This window comes from Corallococcus sp. BB11-1, assembly GCF_026626625.1.
Lineage (GTDB): Bacteria > Myxococcota > Myxococcia > Myxococcales > Myxococcaceae > Corallococcus > Corallococcus soli.
The window spans coordinates 57,123-75,919 of sequence record NZ_JAPNJY010000019.1; the positions used below are offsets into that span (position 1 = coordinate 57,123).

Annotated in this window: 16 protein-coding genes; 3 read left to right on the plus strand and 13 right to left on the minus strand. The window is 71.5% G+C overall.

Features of this window, described 5'->3' with window-relative positions:
* Nucleotides 1-38 precede the first annotated feature (38 nt).
* From OV207_RS15300 to OV207_RS15315, 4 genes are all read right to left on the minus strand, one after another.
* Nucleotides 39-269: an ATP synthase F0 subunit C gene (locus OV207_RS15300; protein ID WP_014400382.1), complete on the minus strand. Its 231-nt coding sequence runs from the start codon at nucleotides 267-269 to the stop codon at nucleotides 39-41.
* 158 nt (nucleotides 270-427) lie between these two features.
* A complete protein-coding gene (gene atpB / locus OV207_RS15305) occupies nucleotides 428-1,471 on the minus strand; it encodes a F0F1 ATP synthase subunit A (RefSeq protein WP_267555966.1) in 1,044 nt (347 codons plus the stop codon).
* Nucleotides 1,471-1,884, minus strand: coding sequence for a hypothetical protein (locus OV207_RS15310; protein ID WP_193349744.1), 414 nt, complete (start codon nucleotides 1,882-1,884; stop codon nucleotides 1,471-1,473). Before OV207_RS15310 ends, atpB begins: the two co-directional genes overlap by 1 nt.
* On the minus strand, nucleotides 1,881-2,147 hold the full coding sequence (locus OV207_RS15315) for an AtpZ/AtpI family protein (RefSeq protein ID WP_193349745.1): 267 nt from the start codon (nucleotides 2,145-2,147) through the stop codon (nucleotides 1,881-1,883). Before OV207_RS15315 ends, OV207_RS15310 begins: the two co-directional genes overlap by 4 nt.
* A gap of 373 nt (nucleotides 2,148-2,520) precedes the next feature.
* Here OV207_RS15315 and OV207_RS15320 point away from each other — a divergent pair, with 373 nt between their 5' ends.
* Nucleotides 2,521-3,072 carry a YbhB/YbcL family Raf kinase inhibitor-like protein gene (locus tag OV207_RS15320; protein WP_193349746.1) on the plus strand — a complete coding sequence of 184 codons (552 nt, stop codon included), beginning with the start codon at nucleotides 2,521-2,523 and terminating at the stop codon, nucleotides 3,070-3,072.
* A gap of 27 nt (nucleotides 3,073-3,099) precedes the next feature.
* On the opposite strand, the gene OV207_RS15325 is transcribed toward OV207_RS15320, so the two are convergent.
* The 7 genes from OV207_RS15325 to OV207_RS15355 all read right to left on the minus strand — a co-directional run bounded on the left by OV207_RS15325 (nucleotide 3,100) and on the right by OV207_RS15355 (nucleotide 10,540).
* A complete protein-coding gene (locus tag OV207_RS15325; protein WP_267555967.1) occupies nucleotides 3,100-3,702 on the minus strand; it encodes a hypothetical protein in 603 nt (200 codons plus the stop codon).
* An 18-nt stretch (nucleotides 3,703-3,720) separates the two neighbouring features.
* Nucleotides 3,721-4,551 carry a DUF692 domain-containing protein gene (locus tag OV207_RS15330; RefSeq protein WP_193349748.1) on the minus strand — a complete coding sequence of 277 codons (831 nt, stop codon included), beginning with the start codon at nucleotides 4,549-4,551 and terminating at the stop codon, nucleotides 3,721-3,723.
* An 18-nt stretch (nucleotides 4,552-4,569) separates the two neighbouring features.
* The gene (locus OV207_RS15335) at nucleotides 4,570-5,412 is read right to left on the minus strand and encodes a class I SAM-dependent methyltransferase (RefSeq protein WP_267555968.1); all 843 of its coding nucleotides are present in this window, start codon (nucleotides 5,410-5,412) and stop codon (nucleotides 4,570-4,572) included.
* A 17-nt stretch (nucleotides 5,413-5,429) separates the two neighbouring features.
* The gene (locus OV207_RS15340) at nucleotides 5,430-7,559 is read right to left on the minus strand and encodes a carbohydrate binding family 9 domain-containing protein (protein WP_267555969.1); all 2,130 of its coding nucleotides are present in this window, start codon (nucleotides 7,557-7,559) and stop codon (nucleotides 5,430-5,432) included.
* Nucleotides 7,556-8,869, minus strand: a complete 1,314-nt coding sequence (locus tag OV207_RS15345; protein ID WP_267555970.1) for an MFS transporter — start codon at nucleotides 8,867-8,869, stop codon at nucleotides 7,556-7,558. Before OV207_RS15345 ends, OV207_RS15340 begins: the two co-directional genes overlap by 4 nt.
* Nucleotides 8,866-9,489 (minus strand): hypothetical protein, encoded by a 624-nt coding sequence (locus tag OV207_RS15350; RefSeq protein ID WP_267555971.1) that lies wholly within the window; start codon nucleotides 9,487-9,489, stop codon nucleotides 8,866-8,868. Before OV207_RS15350 ends, OV207_RS15345 begins: the two co-directional genes overlap by 4 nt.
* Nucleotides 9,490-10,258: 769 nt before the next feature.
* Entirely contained in the window at nucleotides 10,259-10,540 is a 282-nt protein-coding gene (locus OV207_RS15355; protein WP_267555972.1) for a PqqD family protein, read from the minus strand.
* A gap of 310 nt (nucleotides 10,541-10,850) precedes the next feature.
* Between OV207_RS15355 and OV207_RS15360 the strand changes: the two genes are divergently transcribed.
* Both OV207_RS15360 and OV207_RS15365 read left to right on the plus strand, forming a co-directional pair.
* Entirely contained in the window at nucleotides 10,851-13,511 is a 2,661-nt protein-coding gene (locus OV207_RS15360) for an ATP-binding protein (protein WP_267555973.1), read from the plus strand.
* 138 nt (nucleotides 13,512-13,649) lie between these two features.
* Nucleotides 13,650-14,504, plus strand: a complete 855-nt coding sequence (locus OV207_RS15365) for an outer membrane protein (protein ID WP_267555974.1) — start codon at nucleotides 13,650-13,652, stop codon at nucleotides 14,502-14,504.
* Nucleotides 14,505-14,513: 9 nt separating this feature from the next.
* Here OV207_RS15365 and OV207_RS15370 read toward each other — a convergent pair whose 3' ends face one another.
* Both OV207_RS15370 and hemL read right to left on the minus strand, forming a co-directional pair.
* A complete protein-coding gene (locus tag OV207_RS15370) occupies nucleotides 14,514-17,366 on the minus strand; it encodes a protein kinase domain-containing protein (protein ID WP_267555975.1) in 2,853 nt (950 codons plus the stop codon).
* On the minus strand, nucleotides 17,350-18,645 hold the full coding sequence (hemL, locus tag OV207_RS15375; RefSeq protein ID WP_267555976.1) for a glutamate-1-semialdehyde 2,1-aminomutase: 1,296 nt from the start codon (nucleotides 18,643-18,645) through the stop codon (nucleotides 17,350-17,352). Before hemL ends, OV207_RS15370 begins: the two co-directional genes overlap by 17 nt.
* Nucleotides 18,646-18,797: the final 152 nt, after the last annotated feature.

Here is an 18,797-nt window from a genome sequence, read left to right on the forward strand (position 1 = left end):
ACGAAGAGGACGCCGGCTCCCAGGTGTTGCCAACCGGCTCAGACCTTGATGGCGAGCAGGATGCAGACGACCAGCGCGAACAGCGTCGCGCCTTCGATGAGCGCCGCGGCGATGATCATGGTGGTGCGGATGTCGCCGCCCGCGGCCGGCTGACGGCCCGTGGCGTCCATGGCGGCGGCCGCCAGCTTACCGATGCCGAGCGCGGCGCCGATGATGGAGAGACCCGCGCCGATACCGGCGGCGAGGAAGGCAAGAGCGATGTTGGTCATGGGAGCACGTACTTTCGGGTGAGGCAGGACCCGCTTGTGGGGGGGTCGTGAAATCCCTTTAGGACTACCTCCGACGGCCTTTCGAACCGCCGGGTCTTCAACCGGGGCGCGCGGTGCTTCAGGCGCCCCGTCCAGTCAGGCCGGGAAGCTTCCCCGGCTCAAATGTGGTGCGCCTTGCCGTGGTCGTGGCTGGCGCCACCTTCCGCGTGGCCGTGGTCGTCGTGGTGGTGGCCCATGGCCACGCTCATGCCGATGAAGAGCGCGGACAGCATGGTGAACACGTACGCCTGCACGAAGGCCACGAACAGCTCCAGCAGGTAGATGCCGAAGGCGAACGGCACGCTCACCAGCGCCACCGCGGGGTGACGGAGCATGAAGATGAGGCCCAGCAGGAAGAAGATGACGATGTGGCCCGCCAGCATGTTGGCGAAGAGTCGGATGGTGAGGGCGAAGGGCTTGGTGAACAGGCCCAGGAACTCCACCGGAATCATGATGGGCCACAGCCAGGGGGCCACGCCGCCCGTCAGGTGCTTCAGGTAGCCACCGATGCCCGCCGCGCGGATGCCCGCGATCTGGGTGACGACGAAGGTGCACAGCGCCAGGCCGCAGGTGACCGCGATGTTGCCCGTGGCGGACGCCATCCAGGGGAACAGGCCCAGCAGGTTCATGAAGAGGATGAAGAAGAACGCGGTCAGCAGGTAGGGCACGTACCGGGGGCCCTCCTCCTTGCCGATGTTCTTGATGGCCAGCTCGTCGCGCACGAAGAGGACCAGCATCTCGAAGAGGTTCGCCGCCGTGCCGCGCGGAACCAGCTTCGTCTTGTCGCGGTTGCTCCACACCATCAGCGAGCCGATGAGGATGAGCGCCGCCAGCCACATCATCACCGTGTGCTTGGTGATGGAGAGGTCCACGCAGCCGGCGCCCAGGCCCGGGTACACCTCGCCGTGGCCGCTCGGGTCCGCCACCGGCGTGCAGGCGCCCTCGTTCAGGGGGATGAAGATGCGCGGCAGGTGGACGACGATGTGGTTGTGGCTCAGCGGGATCTCGAACTCGTACTCGTTCGAGTCGGACACGTGATGGAGGATGTAGCCGGCGACGTCCTCGCCCTCGGCGTCCTTGCCCTCGTTCGCGACGCCGGCCGGACCGGAGGCCCACACGGAACCCGCGAACAGACAGGCGAACAGCACCATTGCCTTGCGCATCACTCGTCTCCGCCCGCCGGGTCTTTCGACGCGGCCATCACGTAGCTGACTTCAATCCACTGCAGCGCGAAGTAGACGCCGAAGAAGCCGCCCACGAACGCGATCGCGCTCAAATTCCGGGACACCACCCACGCCAACCCCAGCCCCACCGCCACGCCTCTCAGCGCGAACACCACTCCGACCACCTTCAGCGCGGCCTTGAGGTCCGCCTGCGCCAGCGCCCGCCGCTTCAGGAACAGCGCGAGCACCCCCACCACCGCCGACATCCCGACGCCCAGGAGCGCCGCCACCCGGTCCTCCGCCACCTTCGGCAGCGCCGCCGCCACCACCGCGCCCACGCCCATGGCCGCCGCCGCCAGCCCCGCGTGCGCCCAGAAGGGGTCCTTCCCCTGCCGCCCGTCCCGCCCCGTCACTTGCGCTTCCCCAGCCGCGCCATCGCGTGGAGGAAGCCGTAGAACCCCACGCCAATCCCCACCAGGGACAGGCCCAGGAGCAGCCAGGGGGACGTCCCCAGCCACTTGTCCAGGAAGTACCCTCCCAGGACCCCCACCACCGCCCCGCCCACCAGCTTCCAGACCGCGGAGATGTACGGCTCCGCCGCGCGCATCTGCCGGGCCGTCTCGCCCAGCTCACTGCCCGGCGCGTCCGCCCGCTCCCGTGGCTCCTGGTCTGCCATGCGGACGCCTCACCAAACCCTGGGAAAGTCTTGGGTTTCTCTTCACCAACCCCGACCCCGCCCATACCCGCGCGGGCGCCGCTTAGCACCGAATGCGCGGCGCGTGCAACCACTCCGCTGACCCGGGGGGTGGCGCTGGCAGCAGGGATTGCCGCACCCGCAAGCGCAGCTATCACGGTCCTGGACGGAGCGGGGGTTTCTCCTCTGGAGGAAGGGGCGCGGCGGCAGGCGGGCGAAGGGAGCGTCCGGTGGATCAGCAACGGTCGTCGCACGGGGGTGACGGACGGGCGGGCGGCCCACCCGCCGCCTCTACGCGCCGGGGGTGGGCGTCGCCAGCTTGCCGGAGGACGCCTTCCGCCTCCAGGAGCCACCCATGCCGAAGCCGCTCGAGCTCACCTCGCCCCAGTTCAAGGACGGGATGCCCATCCCCATCGCCTACACCGGCGAGGGCGAGGACAAGGCGCCCCCCCTGCACTGGGAGAACCTCCCCCCGGGGGCCAAGAGCCTGGCGCTCATCGTGGAGGACCCGGACGCGCCGGACCCGGCCCACCCGCAGCGCACCTTCTGCCACTGGGTCCTCTACAACCTGCCCCCCAACGCCCAGAGCCTGCCGGACGGGGCCACGCTGGACGTGCTGCCGCCCGGGGTGAAGCTGGGGATGAACGACTTCCAGCGGCAGGACTACGGTGGCCCCATGCCGCCCATTGGCAGCCACCGGTACTTCTTCCGGCTGTACGCCCTGGACACGGTGCTGCCGGACCTGGGCCGGCCCTCCCGCGCGGAGCTGCGCGAGGCCATGGACGGCCACATCGTGGGCGAGGCCCAGCTCATGGGCACCTACGAGAAGGTGCACCACCACCGGGAGGAGAAGGGTGCGCCCGCCGACAAGCCGTCCACCCGCCGCAACGGGAGCCGCAACCACTGAGCCAGCGGCCGGCGGCGGTGAGCCACCTCAAGGGGCGGGCAGCTCGCGCACCATCACCGCGGGCAGGCCCGGCACCTTGAGGTACTCCACGCGCGTGGGGCGGGCCTCCACCGGGGGCCAGCCCGGCGCCTCCAGCGCGGCGAGGAGCCCCAGCACCGGGAAGTCGAAGGATTCTACGAGGGGCCCCACCGGGGGCATGGGCAGCAGCCCCCACGCCAGCGCGATGCGCAGCCGTTCACAGCGGGCCACCTGCGGGACGTAAGCCGGCAGGCGTGGGCCGGGAGCATCTGACTCCAGCTCCAGGAAGCGGCACCAGGCGATGGCCTCCTCGCGGTTGAGCACCTCTGGCGGTACGTCCTGGAGGAAGCGCAGGCGCAGCGGCGCCAGGTCCGGCCGCTTCGCCTCATCCACCCACGGGAGCTGTTCGCGCACGCGCTCGGCGCGGTGGTAGTCCATCATCCGTCCGGCGCGGTCCACCACCGCGCGGTCCACGCGGCCGAGCGCCTCCCGCTCCCCCGGCGTCAGCGCCAGCGGCGCCAGCGTCCGTGGCGCATCCCGCGTCCACGCCTCGCGGAAGCGCGGATCCACGTGCAGCCGCGCCAGCACCTCCAGCGTCTGTGGATAACCCATGGCCGTGTCCCCGTCCCTTCAGGCCGCGCTCGCGCCGCAGCGCTGGAGGATGGCGCGCGCGCGCGCGAGCTCCTCCACCAGCCGCGCGAAGGGTGGAAAGCCGCTGTCCATCTCGAAGTTCACGCCCCGCACCGGACAGCGCGGCGCCACGTACTCCAACAGCCGCCACACCTCCTCGGGCGACGTCTCCGAGTGGCTGTCCAATCGCAGCCCCTCCGCCGTCATGCCGCCCGCCAGGTGGATCTGCACCACCCGCTCCAATGGCAGACGGTCCAGGAAGGCATACGGGTCGAACCCGTGGTTGGCCGCGTTGCAATACAGGTTGTGCAAATCCAACAACAACCCGCAGTCAGCGCCCTCCACCACGCGGCGCAGGAAGTCCGCCTCATCCAGCGTGTTGAGCGGCGTGTGGAAGAGATACGCGATGTTCTCCACCACGAAGGGCACGCCCAGGTCCGCCTGGGCCGCGCGCACGTTGCGCACGCAGGTGGCCACCGCCTCGTCCGTCAGCGGCACCGGCGTGAGCGCGCGCAGGGCCAGGTCCCCCACGCGCGTGAAACACAGATGGTCCCCGTGCCACACGCTGCCCGTCCGCTGGGTGATACGCCGCAAGCCCTCGCGGTAGCCGGGCGCGTCCACGCCGTCCGAGCCCACCGACAGCTCCAGGCTGTGGCCCACCAGGGGATAGCGCTTCGCGAGCAGGTCCAGCCGCCGCTCCGCGTCCGGCGTGAGCGGCAGGAAGTGCTCCGGTGTCACCTCCAGCCAGTCCACGCCGGGGTTGCCACGCGCCAGATGCGGGTTGAGGTCCCAGCGGTAGCTGAGCCCCACGCCAAGGAAGGGAAGGCCCACGGTGCGCGCTCCTTCGCCTCAGGCCCGCCGCCGGGCCATCACCTGGAAGTGCTGGCCCAGGACGGCGAAGCCCTCGTGCGCCAGCTTCTCCTGCATCGCCAGTATCTCCTCGCGCGCGGCCCACGCGTCCCACGGCTGCCCGGAGGCGCCGCCGCGAGCGGCGGCCATGGCGTTGAGCATGTCGAAGAACATCACCGGCTTGCCGAAGATCTCCAGCAGCTCCGCGCCCGCGTCCGCCACCGCCTGCTCCAGCTCGCGCACCGTGAAGGCGTGCACCGGCAGGCCGTAGGGACACGTCGTCCTGCCATCCTGGAGCGTGCGGAACGCCTCCTCCGGCCGGCCCAGCTTCAAGGAGCCGGAGAACGCCTCGTAGCGGTTGTCCACGCCCAGCACCACCGGCGCGCCCGGCTTCGCCACGCGCACCAGCTCCTTCACCGCGCGCGGATACGCATCCAGGCAGTAGGACACCGGATCGCCTTCACAGAAGACCAGGTCGAACGCGGCATCCGGCAGGTCCAGCTTCGCCACGTCCCCCTCCATGAAGGCCACCCGGTCCAGCAGGCCCTTCGCGGTGAACTGCGCGCGGGCCCCCTCCAGCATGCCCGGGGAGATGTCCAACACGGTGACGTGGTGGCCCGCCTCCGCGAAGCGGGTGCCGAACTTGCCCCCGCCGCCGCCCGCGTCCAGCACGCGCCAGGCCGTGCCGTCCCGGGGCAGCAGCGCCTCCACCGGCTTCCAGGTGAGGTGCTCGTAGGTGAGCCAGAACAGCTTGATGGCCATCTGGCTGGGGCCCCCCTGGTCGTACTTCGGGGACACCTCGTCGTAGCGGCGCTTGAGGCTGGCGGCGTCGGCGGTGCTCATGGTGGGTGTGCCTTCTTTCAGTAGTTGAAGGAGATCTTGGAGAGGATCCGCCGCTCCTGGGAGCCGCCGAAGGGTTGGTCCGTGTAGACGAGGAAGATGTCGCTCCATTGGCGGTAGTGCCAACCCACCATCGCGTCCACGAACACGCCGTTCACGGAGTTGTAGTCCGCCAGCTCGTACACCACGCCCTTCTGCAATGTCAGACGCGCGTAGAGGTCCGGGCTGAAGTGGTAGCGCAGCTGCGCGTAGCCGGAGAAGCTGTAGCCGTCACCGGAGGTGCCGAAGAGGTCGCTGTTCTCCGGCACGTCGAAGTTGCGTGTGTAGAAGCCGCTGAGCTTGGCGACGAAGTGTCGCCCCAGCTTCATGTTGACCGCGCCGTTGAGGCCGCGAATCTGGCCGCCCAGGAACCGGCCGCCAATGGCCGTCAGCGTGTAGTTCTGCCAGTCGTGCGGGAACAGCGTGAAGCCGAACGTGCCGAAGCGGTCTCGGAACCCCAGGTTGTCGTCATAGACGCCGTCGAAGATGAGCGCGAAGTCGTGGTGCAGGTACGGCTGGACGTTGAGCCGCTGGCGCCAGCGCGTGCGCTGGTGTTCGTGATTGCGGCGCCACAGCGTGTCCCACGTCACGTCCAGCCGGGGCAGGAAGCGCCACTTGGGGAACGGGTTCAGGAACAGGCGCGAGTTGTAGCCCTGCTTGTCGACGACGGGCGTCCAGCCCAGCGGGTTCGCGTAGTTCTTCCCGATGTCCTCGAACTGCAACCAGAACTCCGACAGCGTGTCGAAGCGGTGCAGGCCCACGTGGTACGCGTCCGAGTCGTCGTTGCCCAGCGGGCTCCAGCTCTTGAGCGCCTGCGCCTGGATGAAGAACTCCTCGAAGAGGTGGAAGTTGCCGTCCACGCCCACCGTCTGGAAGTCGGAGTCCCCGAAGATGCCGCCCCGGCCGCTGCGGTTGAGCGCCACCAGCGAAATCATCGACCGCTTGCCGATGTCGTGCTGGAGGCGCAGCACGCCGGAGTTGACGTTCTCGTAGACCTCCCGGCCGTTCGCGTCCTTGCCGGTGAAGTCGCGGTGCTGGATGTCCATCATCGCGAAGTTCGTGTCGCCAATCTTGCCGGTGAGCTGCAACCCGCCCCACACCCGGTCATGCGGCCTGAGCGCGATGCGGCGCGAGGTGAAGATGTTGATGGGCGCGATGAAGAGGTGCTCGCTCTCCAGGAAGAACTGGCGGCGCTCCGGCAGCAGCGGCTGGTCGGTGTCCAGCAGCAGGAAGCTCTGGTCCGCTTCGGCGTCGCTGAAGTCCGGGTTGGCCGTCAGCTTCATGGACAGCCAGGGGGTGGGGTCGAAGCGCGCGTCCGCGCCCACGTTGGGCCGGAACACGCCGCGGCCGTCGGTGGACTTGAGCGCCACCGTGGTGGCCACGTACGGGGTGACGCTGAAGATGGAGCGCGGGTTGATGTCCTTGAGCCCGCTCAGGTGCGGGTAGCGGCTCACCTTCGCGCTGTTCACGCCGTCCGGCGTCCAGTTGCTCCACTCCTGGTTGCGCGACTGCTCGCGGTCCAGGAGCATGCCGAACGTCAGCTCGTCCTTCTTCTCGAACTGGAAGTTCGCGAACGGGATGCGCACCTCCGCGATCCACCCGTCCGACACCACCGTGGACTTCGTCTCCCACTCGCCGCGCCAGTTGGTGGAGAACGCCTCGCCGTCATCCACGATGCGCCCGTCGGTGCGCACGCCCAGCGGGTTGGTCCAGAAGAAGTACGCGTTGCGGTGGTCCAGGTACGTGTCCAGGATGACGGTGATGTTGTCCTCCTGGTGGAGGAACCCCTCGTTCTGCATGGTGTAGCCGGTGATGCGCTCCGGCTTGGAGTCCAGGCAGTGGAAGAGGAAGTAGAGGTTGTCGCTGTCGTAGAGGATGCGGACCTTGGTGTCGTCCGGCGCGGGGCGGCCGTAGTCCACGCGCGTGAGGAACCAGTTGCCAATCTCCGGCGCCGTCTGCCACGCCGGCTCGTCCCCCTTGCCGTCGATGGTGATGGCTTCCTTCGTTGGCGTCGCCGTGACCTTGTAGGTCGAATCGGCGAAGCCCAGGGCGGGCACCAGCGCGACACACAGCGCGGCGCCCCAGCGACACACGTTTCGTAAGGGGCTCATCCGGGCTCCGAGTTGGGGTTGAGCGCGGCCACCGGCGCCGCGACAGGGGGAAGTTCCGGGGACTCGCGGACCCTCGACACACAGCCGAGGGCCAGCACGAGGGCCGCCGAGGAGACGAGGAACGTGAAGCCGAGGCCGGCCTTCTGCGCGACGAGGCCGTAGGTGAGGGGCGCGAGCACGCCCGCCAGCGCCGCGCTGGAGCCCAGCGCCCCCATGAAGCGGCCGCGCTCCGCGGGCGACGGCACCTGCTCCACCACCAGCGCCGCCGCGGAGCCTCGGTGCAGGCCATCCGGCACCGCGAGCAGCACCCACGACGCCACCAGCGCGCCCAGCGCGTATCCGCGCGGCAGCCACCCGGAGGCGCCGAGCACCGCCGCCATCACCGCCATGCCCGCCAGGCCCGGCGTGATGAGGCCCACGCGCCGGGGCATCCGGTCCGACAGCCGGCCGCCAAAGGGCTGCACGAAGGCGAACACGAGCCAGGACACCGCCACCAGCGGCCCCACCAGCTCCCCGGGCGCGCCCAGCTCCACCGCGTACAGCGGCAGGTACGTGGGAAACAGCGCCAGCGCGAAGGTGAAGAAGAACTGCCAGAGGAACAGGCCCGAAAGGCGCGGGTGGTCCTTCACGTAGGTGAAGGGGGACACGAGCCCCTGGAGCGCCAGCGCCCAGCCCGTCCGCACCCCGCCCGCCCCGGCCCCTGCGCGCGGCGCGGGCTGGGAGTCGTCCAGCGACAGCAGCAGCAGGCTGCCCACCAGGAACAGGGCGCCCGCGAGGAAGAAGGTGCCGCTCACCGACAGCGCGCGGATGACCGCCGAGGAGGCGAACAGCGCCGCCACGAACACCAGGTTCGAGGTGGCATCCAGCATCGCGAAGATGGTGGCGCGCTGCTTCGTGGGCGCGAAGTCCGCCACCATCGCGTTGGACACGGGCGCCGCGCTGCGCGCCAGGAGCATCTTCAAGATCATCACCGCCGCGAGCGGCGTCGGGTCGTCCACCAGCGCCACCGCCGGCACCATCAGCGACGTGAGCAGCGACAGCCCCACCACGAAGGGCTTGCGGCCATGGCGGTCCGACAGGGCGCCCAGCACCGGCTGCGCGAAGATGGGCAGCAGCGAGCCCACCGTGTAGAGCAGGCCGATCTGCTGGAAATCCAGCCCGCGCGAGCGCAGGTACAACGGCATCACCGGGTTGAGCAGGCCCGCGGCCACCATGCCCACCAGCCCCGAGCCGAGCATCACCCGCAGGTTGCCCAGCCCCTTCGTCAACCCATACATCTCCCGGAGGGCCTGCACGCCCTGGCGGATCATGGCGCCTCCGGCTTCGTGACGGCCGCCGCGTCCGCGCGCGGCTCCAACCCCAGCACCGCCGACACCGCCCGCGTGAGCGTGGGCACCGGCCGCACGTCCAGCGCCGTCAGGGCATGCGCGTCGAAACCGCTGTCCTCCGGCACGTACACGGCCACCCTCCCCGCCTGGGGAAACACCTGCTTCACGTAGGACTGGGCCACGCCCAGCTTTCCCTGGAGGAACTCGCGCGGCGCGGGCGCGAGCCGCTCACCGTGCTCCTCCAGCGCCACCCCCGTGCCCAGGAAGGGCGACGGCAGCGGGCGGCCGCTCAGGAGCGCCACCCAGGCGACGAACAACGGCAACGACGCGCTCCGGCCATCCAGCGTCACGCTCCCGCCGCGCGCGCGGACGTGCAGGTCGGTCTGCTCCCACGGCAGCGCGTAGCGCGCCCTGCCCAGCGCCGCGAGGTGCTGGACGTGCCGCTGCCAGACAGGCGTGAAGACCGAACCTCGCGACGCGTCCAACCACACGCATCCCTGGCCGGGACCCACGCGGAGCTCCACGGGCACGACGCGAAAGAGCGCGCATCCGCCGACGTCCGCCTGGGTGAAGAGCAACAACTGGAGCGAATCTGGCGACATGGGCGGGCGTCAGGGATTGAAAAGACAGCCGGGTGGAGGCGCACGGCCTCCACCCGGCCGTGATGGCACTACGCCGCCCGCCGGACGGCGCCCGTCTCAGGGGCAATGCCCCCACAACACATGCACCTGCCGGACGAAGCGATACAGCGGACGAGCCTGGCCTTGAGGTCCATGGTGTTTCTCCAGACGACGGGTGATGGCGGGCGGAGCGGCGCGACTACTCCGCGCGGATGACCACGCTCATGCCGTTGGAGCAGGTGCACTTGTCGGACGACGCGGCGACGCGGACGATCTGGGCCTGGGTGTACATGTTGGGATTCTCCTGGTTCAGGTTGGGTACTGCGGGATGCAACGGACGGAGCGGAACTACTCCGCCACGTTGTTCGACAGCACCACCATGCCGTTGGAGCAGGTGCACTTGTCGGACGACGCGGCGACGCGGACGATCTGGGCCTGGGTGTACATGGTGTTTCTCCTTGGTTGGATTTGCTGCGGGACAACCACTGCCGTGAAGCGCGGTGAAGCATGAACAGGGGGTCTGACATTCCCTGTCGTCTTCATCTCGCTCCACCCAGCCGTGAAACACAGGTCTCACGACTGGCTTTCGCGGACGTCCCGACGTCAGGACGCACGCGAAACCCGGAGCCAGGGCATGGCGCTGCCGACCCTCCCCAGGAGGGGGCTCCTCGAACGGTGTGATGCCTTTGCGCGCCGCGCGGAAGCAGGAGGACCCGCGGCGCCCCGGGATGCGGGGGGAGGCTTCAGGAACTCAGCGGACGGCGGGCGAGGGCTCGCACAGCCCCAGCTCCTGGAACTGCGCCACGGTGCGCTGGACGTCCGCGAGGATGGCGGCCTCCTGGCCCTGCGCCTCCAGCCCCCGGGCGAGGGTCTGCACGGCGTCCTCCAGCGACGTGCCGCCCCGGCACAGCTCGAAGATGCGGGCGGCCGTCTCGTTCACGCGGAAGACCTCTCCGCCCTCGGTGTCCATGAGGAAGAAGGCTCCGTCCTGCTGCTGGACGATGACACCGGAAGTCGTGCGGGGCAGGCTCAAGACATCCCCCTTCAGGACCGCGAACCGCCGGGTGCTCCCAGGAAGACCCTGGAGCCAGACCCGAGCCGCGTGTTGATGAATGTATCTAGATACCTTCGCACGCACTGTCAATGTCACACAGACTCTGGGTTTGCCGGCCGCGGGGCGCGAATATGACGTCTGGCGTATGGGAAGAAACGCGGGGATTGCCGTGGCGCGTCGTGCGCCGGGTGTGCGCTGGTGGGCGGTGCGACGGGGGGGTGGCTTCACCCGGGGGTCCAGGGGTGCCAACGTGGCCCGGGTGAGAAGCACTGAGCGTACGAACCGTCGGGTGGGGACGGTCCCGGAGGAGCCAGAGGCGGAGTACCGCCTCCTCGACGACATGCCCCTGGGCGTGTTCGTGCTCCGGGACGGCGTGCTCGTGCACGCGAACGCCGCGCTGGCGCGGCTCGTGGGCGCGCCCCGTGAAGAGCTGGTGGGGCAGCCGGTGACGGCGCTGCTGGAGGAGCCCCAGGCGGACACCCCGGTGGATCGGCTGGCGCGGCGGCTGGGCTCGGCGCCGGTGGCGGGCACCTACGAGGCCTGGCTCAGGACCGCGGGCGGCGGGATGCGCGTGGAATTGACGGTGCATTCGCATGCCAGGGATTGGGTGGTGCAGGCGCGGGATGTGACGTCCCGGGTGCGCCGACGCACGGTGCTGAGAAAGTTGGCGGAGCTGGGCGGGCAGGTGCGCGCGCTGCATTCCGAGGAGGCGGTGCGCGAGGAGGTGTTCCGCGGGCTGGAGGCGCTGGAGCTGGGGTTCGCGTGGTTGACGCCCCGGGGCGTGGGGGTGGAGCTGTCGGTGGCGGGGCTCGCGCCCCGGCTGGTGCCGCACGCGCCCGCGCTGGGCGGCCGGGTGCCGGTGGAGACGATGGGCGGCTGGGCCCCGGCGCTGGTGCGCACCTGGCGCGACGGGAGCGCGTGGGTGGAGGACCTGGGCGTGGAGGCGTCGCGGTTCGTGCCGGAGGCGCGCATGGACACGGTGCTGACGGTGTTCCAGCGCGCGGAGCCGCACCGCGCGGTGGGGGTGCGCATCGACGTGGAGAACGCGCCCCTGGCCATGCTGCTGCTGGCGGCGGAGTGGCTGAGCGAGGAGGACGTGGCCGCGGTGCGGCTGTTCGGACAGCAGGTGTCGTCCGCGCTGGACGCGGCGCGCACCATCCAGCGGCTGAGCGTGCGCGCCACGGCGCTCTCCGCGCTGGGGCGGCTGGCGTCCCAGGCGGCGTCCGCGCCGCACCCGCGCGCCTTCTTCGGCTCCGGCACGGAGGAGATCGCCGGGCTGCTGTCCTGCGACGCGGTGTGCCTGCTGCTGCCGGCGGACTCGCGCCACGAGCCGGGCGAGCCGCTGGAGCTGGTGTACGCGCGCGGCCTGTCCGAGGACGCGGTGGCCCGGGTGCGCCGCGCGCGCCTGGGGTCGCTGCCCCGCCCCACCGGCATGAGCGACGGGGTGCAGGTGCTGGACGCGGAGGCCTGCCCCGCGCCCACGCGCGACGCGCTGCGCGCCCTGGCCTTCCAGACGCTGGTGTCGGTGCCGCTGCGGGTGCGCTCGCGCGGCGTGGGCACGCTGAGCGTGCTGTTCCACGCGCGGCGGCGGCTCACCCCGCTGGAGCTGGAGACGCTCCAGGGCATGGGCACACACTTCGCGGCGGCCATTGAATCCCACCGGCTGCTGGACGAGGTGCGCGGGCGGGCGGAGGACCTGGCGCTGATGCACGAGGTGGGCAAGGCGCTGGCGGCCACGCTGGAGTTGGACCGGCTGCTGGCCACGGGCGTCACCAGCCTGGCGCGCATCGTGGACGTGCCGGACGCCTACGTGCTCCTGCCGGACGCGAAGGGGGAGCGGCTGGCCATCCGCGCGGCGACGGGCGGGCACCCGGAGCTGGTGGGCCGGGACCTGCCGCTGGATTTGTCCCCGCACTCGCTGGCCGGCGAGGTGTTCCGCACGCGCCAGCCGCTGCGGGTGGAGGACGCGCGCGTGGACGTGCGGATGGACGACGAGCTGCGCCGGGCCACGGACGGCGTGGCGTACATGGTGCTGCCGCTCGCCGTGCACGCGCAGATGGTGGGCGTGGCGGTGATGGTGGAGACGCGCCGGCCTCGCCGCTTCACGCCCTCGGAGCTGGAGCGGGCGGACGCCATCGCCAACCAGCTGTCGCTGGCGCTGGAGGGGGCGCGGCTGGTGGAGGACCTGAAGAAGAGCTACGCGGAGCTGGCGCGCGCGCAGGAGCAGTTGGTGCACCGCGAGCGGCTGGCCGCGCTGGGCGAGCTGTCCGCCGTCGTGGCCCACGAGGTGCGCAACCCCCTGGGCGCCATCTTCAATTCGGTGGCCACCATCCGCCGCATCATCGGCGCGGAGAGCCCGGCGGCGCCGCTGGTGGACATCGTGGGGGAGGAGGCGGACCGGCTCAACCGCATCGTCGCGGACCTGCTCACCTTCGCGCGCCCCCCGTCGCCGCACCTGTATCCCGTGTCCGTGACGCAGCTGCTGGAGGAGGCGGTGGGCGGCGCGCTGTCGGACGCGGGCGGCCAGACGCCGCCGCCGGTGAACGTGGAGTGGATGATGGAGGAGGGCGTGCCGTCGGTGACGGTGGACGAGCGGCTCATCCGCCAGGCCTTCCTCAACCTGGCCCTCAACGCGGTGCAGGCCATGCCCCAGGGCGGCACGCTGCGGGTGGTGGCCCGGCGGGCGTGGCTGGACCGGCCCGGCGTGCAGGTGGAGATCAGCGACACCGGGCCGGGCATCCCGCTGGAGCTGCGCGCGCGCGTCTTCGAGCCCTTCTTCACCACCAAGGCGCAGGGCACCGGCCTGGGGCTCGCCGTGGTGAAGCGCATCGTGGATTCTCACCTGGGACAGCTGGGGCTGGACGTGCCGGAGACGGGGGGCACCGTCTTCCGGCTCTTCCTCCCGCTGGAGCCGCCCGTGCTCCCGGTGCTGCCGCTGACGGGCGGCTGACACACCCTTGCGCGTGCAGTGAACAGTCGCCACCCCGGGCGCGTTTTCGCCGGGCGCTCCCTGCCCACCACCGGTACGCAGGGGCCGCACCTTCCAGGGAGGCGGATGATGCACCGGGGTCATGTCGTGGCAGGGGTCGTGGCGTGCTTGTTCGGCTTCATGGGCGTGGCGCGCGCGGAGGCACTGCCCGTCGACGTTCCATTCAAGGCCCGGAAGGAGGAGCCTCGCGTGGAGCTGCGCGCGGTGGCGGAGCTGGGCTTCCTGGACGTGCTGTCACACAGCCTCATCCAGGGCCGCGACGGGACCTCCTTCCGGTTCCCGGAGGACGGAGGGCAGGACAACCTCTACACCTTCGTGCGCCTGAGCGCGGAGCTGGCCCTGCGCGGGCGGCACACGCTCATCTTCCTGGTGCAGCCGTTGGACATCCAGACGCAGGTGGTGCTGCGGCGGGACATCCGGCTGGACGGGCTCACGTTCCCGGAGGGCACGCCGCTGGACGTGCGCTACGCGTTCCCGTTCTACCGGGCCAGCTACCTGTATGACCTGCTGGGCGGCCCCGCGCGGGAGCTGTCGGTGGGCGCGTCCCTGCAACTGCGCAACGCCACGTTCGTCTTCACGTCGGCGGACGGGACGCTGCGGCGGGCCAACCGGGACGTGGGGCCGGTGCCGCTGCTCAAGGTGCGCGGCCGGTGGGCGCTCAGCGAGAACTGGTGGGTGGGGGTGGAGGCGGACGGCAGCTACGCGCCGGTGGCCCTCATCAACGGCGATGACGACTCCGACACGGTGGGGGCGCTGCTGGACGCGAGCCTGCGCGGCGGCGTGCGGCTCACCGACCAGGTGGAGGTGTTCCTCAACCTGCGCTACCTGGGCGGCGGCGCGCGCGGCACGTCGGACGACAACGAGGAGGAGTTCGGCGACGGCTACACGAGCAACTGGCTCAGCACGGCCACCGTGTCGCTGGGCGTGCAGTACCGGCTGCCCTCCGCGGACTGAGGCGGCGGCTCACTCGCCGCCGGAGGAGCCCACGAAGAGCCACATGACGCCGAAGCCCAGGACGAGCGCCACGACGACCACCACCGCGAGCATGGCCCAGAAGCGGTAGCGCGAGGGCAGCGGCCACGGCAGGCGGGGGAGCTGGAAGTGGACGACCTTGGCGGGCTTCTTCCCGCCCTTGCGCTTCGCCTCCGCCAGCTCGCGCTCACGCGCCTTCAGCTCCTCCGCGACCTTGAGCGCGGCGGAGATGTCCATGTCGTAGCCCACGAGCGTTTCGCGCGTCTTGGTGCGCACCGGGATCGGGCGGGTGTCGTTGGGCCGCTCGTCCACGACGGGGGCCGCGCGGCGGGGGGCCTCCTTGGGAGCGACGTAGGGGGCGGACTGCTCCGACAGGTACGCGGGCAGGTTGCCCGTCGTGCGTGACAGGGCACCGAAGATTTTCGCGGCCTCCAGGGCCTCGGTGGCTTCGCCCGCGCCGCCGGGCGTCCAGGGCACGGGGAGCTCCTCCTGGGACAGGGGGCGGGTGGCGTCCGGGAAGTCCTCCACCACCGGCGGGGCGGCGCGAACCGGCGGGGCGGCGCCCACGGACGTGCGGCCCGTGGGGGCGCGCCGCTCCGGGGACGCGTTCGCGCGGGGGCGCTTCGGCTTGTCGACGGCCGTGTGTTCGTCGTCCGCGTCCGCGTCTTCGTCGGGGCCCAGGGCCAGCGGGGACGGGCCGGCGCCTTCGGTGGCCTCCTCCTCGCCAGAGCCCGGCGTCCAACCGGAGCTCGCGGTGCCCTTGGCGGGAGCGCGCGAGGAGGGCTCGGTGTCCTCGCTCTTGCGCATGGGCCGCTCGTTCGTCGTGGAGTCCTCACTGCCGACGCCGGGGGTCCAACCCGGACGCGAGGGCCGGTTCTGCATGGGTGAGTCCTCCGGGGCGGGGGGGGCCCCTTCTCGATGAACAGCGCGAGGTTGTGAACCGGAGTCTTCCGCTTCCGGGCCCGGATTCCAATCCGCCTGGAGAAGTTGCCCCTCCGCGGGCTGGGTGCCCGGCAGGCCCCCTCCGTCCGCCCGGGGGCCTTCGCCCGGGTCGGTGGTGTCCTCGGCGCCCGGGCCGGAGGGCCGGGGCATGGCGACCTCCCGGGGGGTGGGTTCGTCCGCGCCCGACCCCGGCGTCCAGGCGGGCCCGCCTCCCAGGCGAGCGGCTTCAGCGCCCGGAGCGAGGGACAGGCCCGAGTCCGCGCCGGGCGTGGGGGTCGCTTCGGCGGCCAGAGCCGGTGTCCGCCCCGGGTCCACGTTCTCGCCCGAGCCGGGCGTGAGGGCCCCTTCGTCCGCCAGGCCCGCGAGCCGCCTGGGATCCACGCCCAGCGAGGTCGCGTCCTCCCCACCGGAGCCCGGCGTCCACGTCACGGGCGAGGGTCGAGCGGGGTCTGTGGGCTCCTCCGTGCGCGGCGTCGACGTCACGGGCGAGGGCCGGGTGGGGTCAGTGGACTCCTCCATGCGCGGCATGGACGCCACGGGCGAGGGCCGGGTGGGGTCGGTGGACTCCTCCGCGCCCGTGCCCGGCACCCACGTCACGGGCGGTGGTCGCGCGGCGGGGTTGGTGGACTCCTCCGCGCCCGTGCCCGGCACCCACGCGTCCCTGGTGACTTCCTGGTTGTGCAGCCGCACCGGAGGCGCCTTGCGCGCACCGGGCTCCTCCCAGGGCTTCAGCTCCCGGGGGGCAACGTCCTTGCGCGCCTCCGCCTCGGCCGCCGCCTGGCGCAACTTCACCGCGTCCAGCGCCTCCGTCGCGATGTCCTCCTGCGCCCGGAGCGCGTCCGCTTCGCGCTCCACCAGCGCGGTGGGCGGGGCGAGCACCGACGGGAACTCCTGCCGCGTGCTCGCGCGCTCCGACGGCTCGCGCAGCAGCTCCTCCACCAGCTGCTGCTCGTGGACCTTCTCTCGCGGGAAGGCCGCCGACATCAGCCGCACCAGGTCCTGGTCCGTCACGCCCGGCGTCAGCTTCTCCTTCAGCGCCGCCAGCGCCTCCGCCATCGCCGCCGCGGTCGGGAACCGGTCGTTCGGTTCGGGCGCCAGCGCGCGCACCAGGAACGCGTCCACCGCGCGCGGCAGGTCCGGCCGGTGACGCCCCGCCGGCTCCCACTGCGGATACGCCGCGCGCCGCCAGCGCTCCAGGGGGTCCCCGCGCTGGGACAGCGGCTTCCACGCGAACAGCTCCCACAGCACCACGCCCGCCGCGTACACGTCCGCGCGCCGGTCCACCGTGCGCTTGCGGGCCTGTTCCGGCGCCATGTACGTGAGGTTCCCAATCACCACGCGCGGCGCCGTCTGCTGCTCCTTCAGCGTGGACTGCGCCGCGCCGAAGTCGATGATCTTCACCTCGCCCGCGTAGCTCACGCACACGTTCGCGGGCGACAGGTCGCGGTGCACCAGGTGCAGCGGGTGTCCGTCCTCGTCCGTCGCGTCGTGCGCGTACGCCAGGCCCTCGCACAGCCGCTGCCCCATCTGGAGCAGCGCGCCCAAAGGCATCATCCGCTGGCGCTGCCGCAGCCGGTACGCCAGCCGGCTCAGCGTCTTGCCCTGTACGTACTCCATGGCGAGGAAGAGCTGCCCGTCCACCTCGCCCATCGCGTACACGCGCGCGATGTTCGGGTGCGCCAGCCGCACCACCACGCGCGCCTCGTCGCGGAAGCGCCCCACGAACTGCCGGTTCTCCAAGAGCCCCGGCAGCACCTTCTTCACCACCACCGCGCGCCGCACGCCCTCCTCGCGCGCGAGGAAGACCTCTCCCATGCCGCCCGCGCCAATGCGGCGCACGAGCGTGTAGGGACCGAAGCGCAGCGGCCCCTTCAGGGGCTCTGGCTCAACGGGCGTCGCCAAGCGCGCGGAACGCCTTGCGGGCCGCGGCGAGGACGTGCGCCACCTCCGGCTCGCCGATGGCCAGCGACACGAACGCCGCCTCGAACTGGCTGGGCGGCAGGTACACACCTTCTTGCAGCATCGCGTGGAAGAAGCGCCCGAACTTCGCCGTGTCCGCCTTCTTCGCGGACGTGTAGTCGAACACCGGCTCCGCCGTGAAGAACACCGTGAGCATGCTGCCCACGCGGTTCACCGTCACCGGCACGCCCGCCGCCTTCGCCTCCGCGCGGAAGCCCTCCTCCAGCAACAACCCCAGCTGCTCCAGCCGCGCGTACGTGCCCGGCGCCGCCAGCGCCTTCAGGCACGCCATGCCCGCCGCCACCGCCACCGGGTTCCCGGACAGCGTGCCGGACTGGTACACGGGCCCTTCGGGCGCCACCTTCGCCATGACGTCGCGCCGGCCGCCGTACGCGCCCAGCGGCATGCCGCCGCCCACCACCTTCGCCATCGTGGTCAGGTCCGGCTTGAGCTTGTACAGCTCCTGCGCCCCGCCGCGCGCCAGCCGGAAGCCCGTCATCACCTCGTCCAGCACGAAGAGCACGCCGTGCTTCTGGCAGAGCGCCTGCAACCCCTCCAGGTAGCCCGGCCGGGGCACCAGCACGCCCATGTTGCCCACCACCGGCTCGATGATGACGCAGGCGATGTCCTTGCCCTTCTCCTCGAAGATGCGCTCCACCGCGGCCAGGTCGTTGAAGGGCGCGGTGAGCGTCAGCGCCGCCAGCGCCGCCGGCACGCCCGGCGAGTCCGGCAGGCCCAGCGTCTCCACGCCGCTGCCCGCCTTCACGAGGAACGGGTCGCCCGCGCCGTGGAAGCAGCCCTCGAACTTGAGGATGTGCTCGCGGCCGGTGAAGCCGCGCGCCACGCGGATGGCGGCCACCGTGGCCTCCGTGCCGCTGGACACCAGGCGCACCTTCTCCACCGACGGCACCGTGGCGCAGAGCAGCTCCGCGAACTCCACCTCCGCCGCGACGGGCGCGCCGAAGGTGGTGCCGCGCCGGGCGGCCTCCAGGATGGCCTCGATGATGGGCGGGTACGCGTGCCCGAGGATGAGCGGGCCCCAGCTGCCCACGAGGTCCACGTAGCGGTTGCCGTCCACGTCGGTGAGCCACGCACCGGCGCCCTCGCGGAAGAAGACGGGGTCACCCCCCACGCCACGGAAGGCGCGCACCGGAGAGTTCACCCCACCCGGGATGCGCGCCTGCGCGCGGGCGAAGAGGGCCTGGCTTTGAGCGTGTTTCATGCCGGGTTCCATAGCACGCGCCGGGCGCCGCTCCCCGCCTCGCGTGGGGCTCCGGTGTCGGCTTTCCACCGCCATGCGGATGCCTGCCCGCACGGCGAAGGGCCGCCCCGGGCAGGAGGGACGCCCACCCGTCCGGCAGTCGTGGCTTCACC

Coding starts and splice junctions, on each gene's coding strand:
- OV207_RS15350 (WP_267555971.1), bottom strand. CDS start 9,489: ATGTCGCCAGATTCGCTCCAGTTGTTGCTCTTCACCCAGGCGGACGTC.
- OV207_RS15300 (WP_014400382.1), bottom strand. CDS start 269: ATGACCAACATCGCTCTTGCCTTCCTCGCCGCCGGTATCGGCGCGGGT.
- OV207_RS15325 (WP_267555967.1), bottom strand. CDS start 3,702: ATGGGTTATCCACAGACGCTGGAGGTGCTGGCGCGGCTGCACGTGGAT.
- OV207_RS15345 (WP_267555970.1), bottom strand. CDS start 8,869: ATGATCCGCCAGGGCGTGCAGGCCCTCCGGGAGATGTATGGGTTGACG.
- OV207_RS15335 (WP_267555968.1), bottom strand. CDS start 5,412: ATGAGCACCGCCGACGCCGCCAGCCTCAAGCGCCGCTACGACGAGGTG.
- hemL (WP_267555976.1), bottom strand. CDS start 18,645: ATGAAACACGCTCAAAGCCAGGCCCTCTTCGCCCGCGCGCAGGCGCGC.
- OV207_RS15340 (WP_267555969.1), bottom strand. CDS start 7,559: ATGAGCCCCTTACGAAACGTGTGTCGCTGGGGCGCCGCGCTGTGTGTC.
- OV207_RS15315 (WP_193349745.1), bottom strand. CDS start 2,147: ATGGCAGACCAGGAGCCACGGGAGCGGGCGGACGCGCCGGGCAGTGAG.
- atpB (WP_267555966.1), bottom strand. CDS start 1,471: ATGCGCAAGGCAATGGTGCTGTTCGCCTGTCTGTTCGCGGGTTCCGTG.
- OV207_RS15320 (WP_193349746.1), top strand. CDS start 2,521: ATGCCGAAGCCGCTCGAGCTCACCTCGCCCCAGTTCAAGGACGGGATG.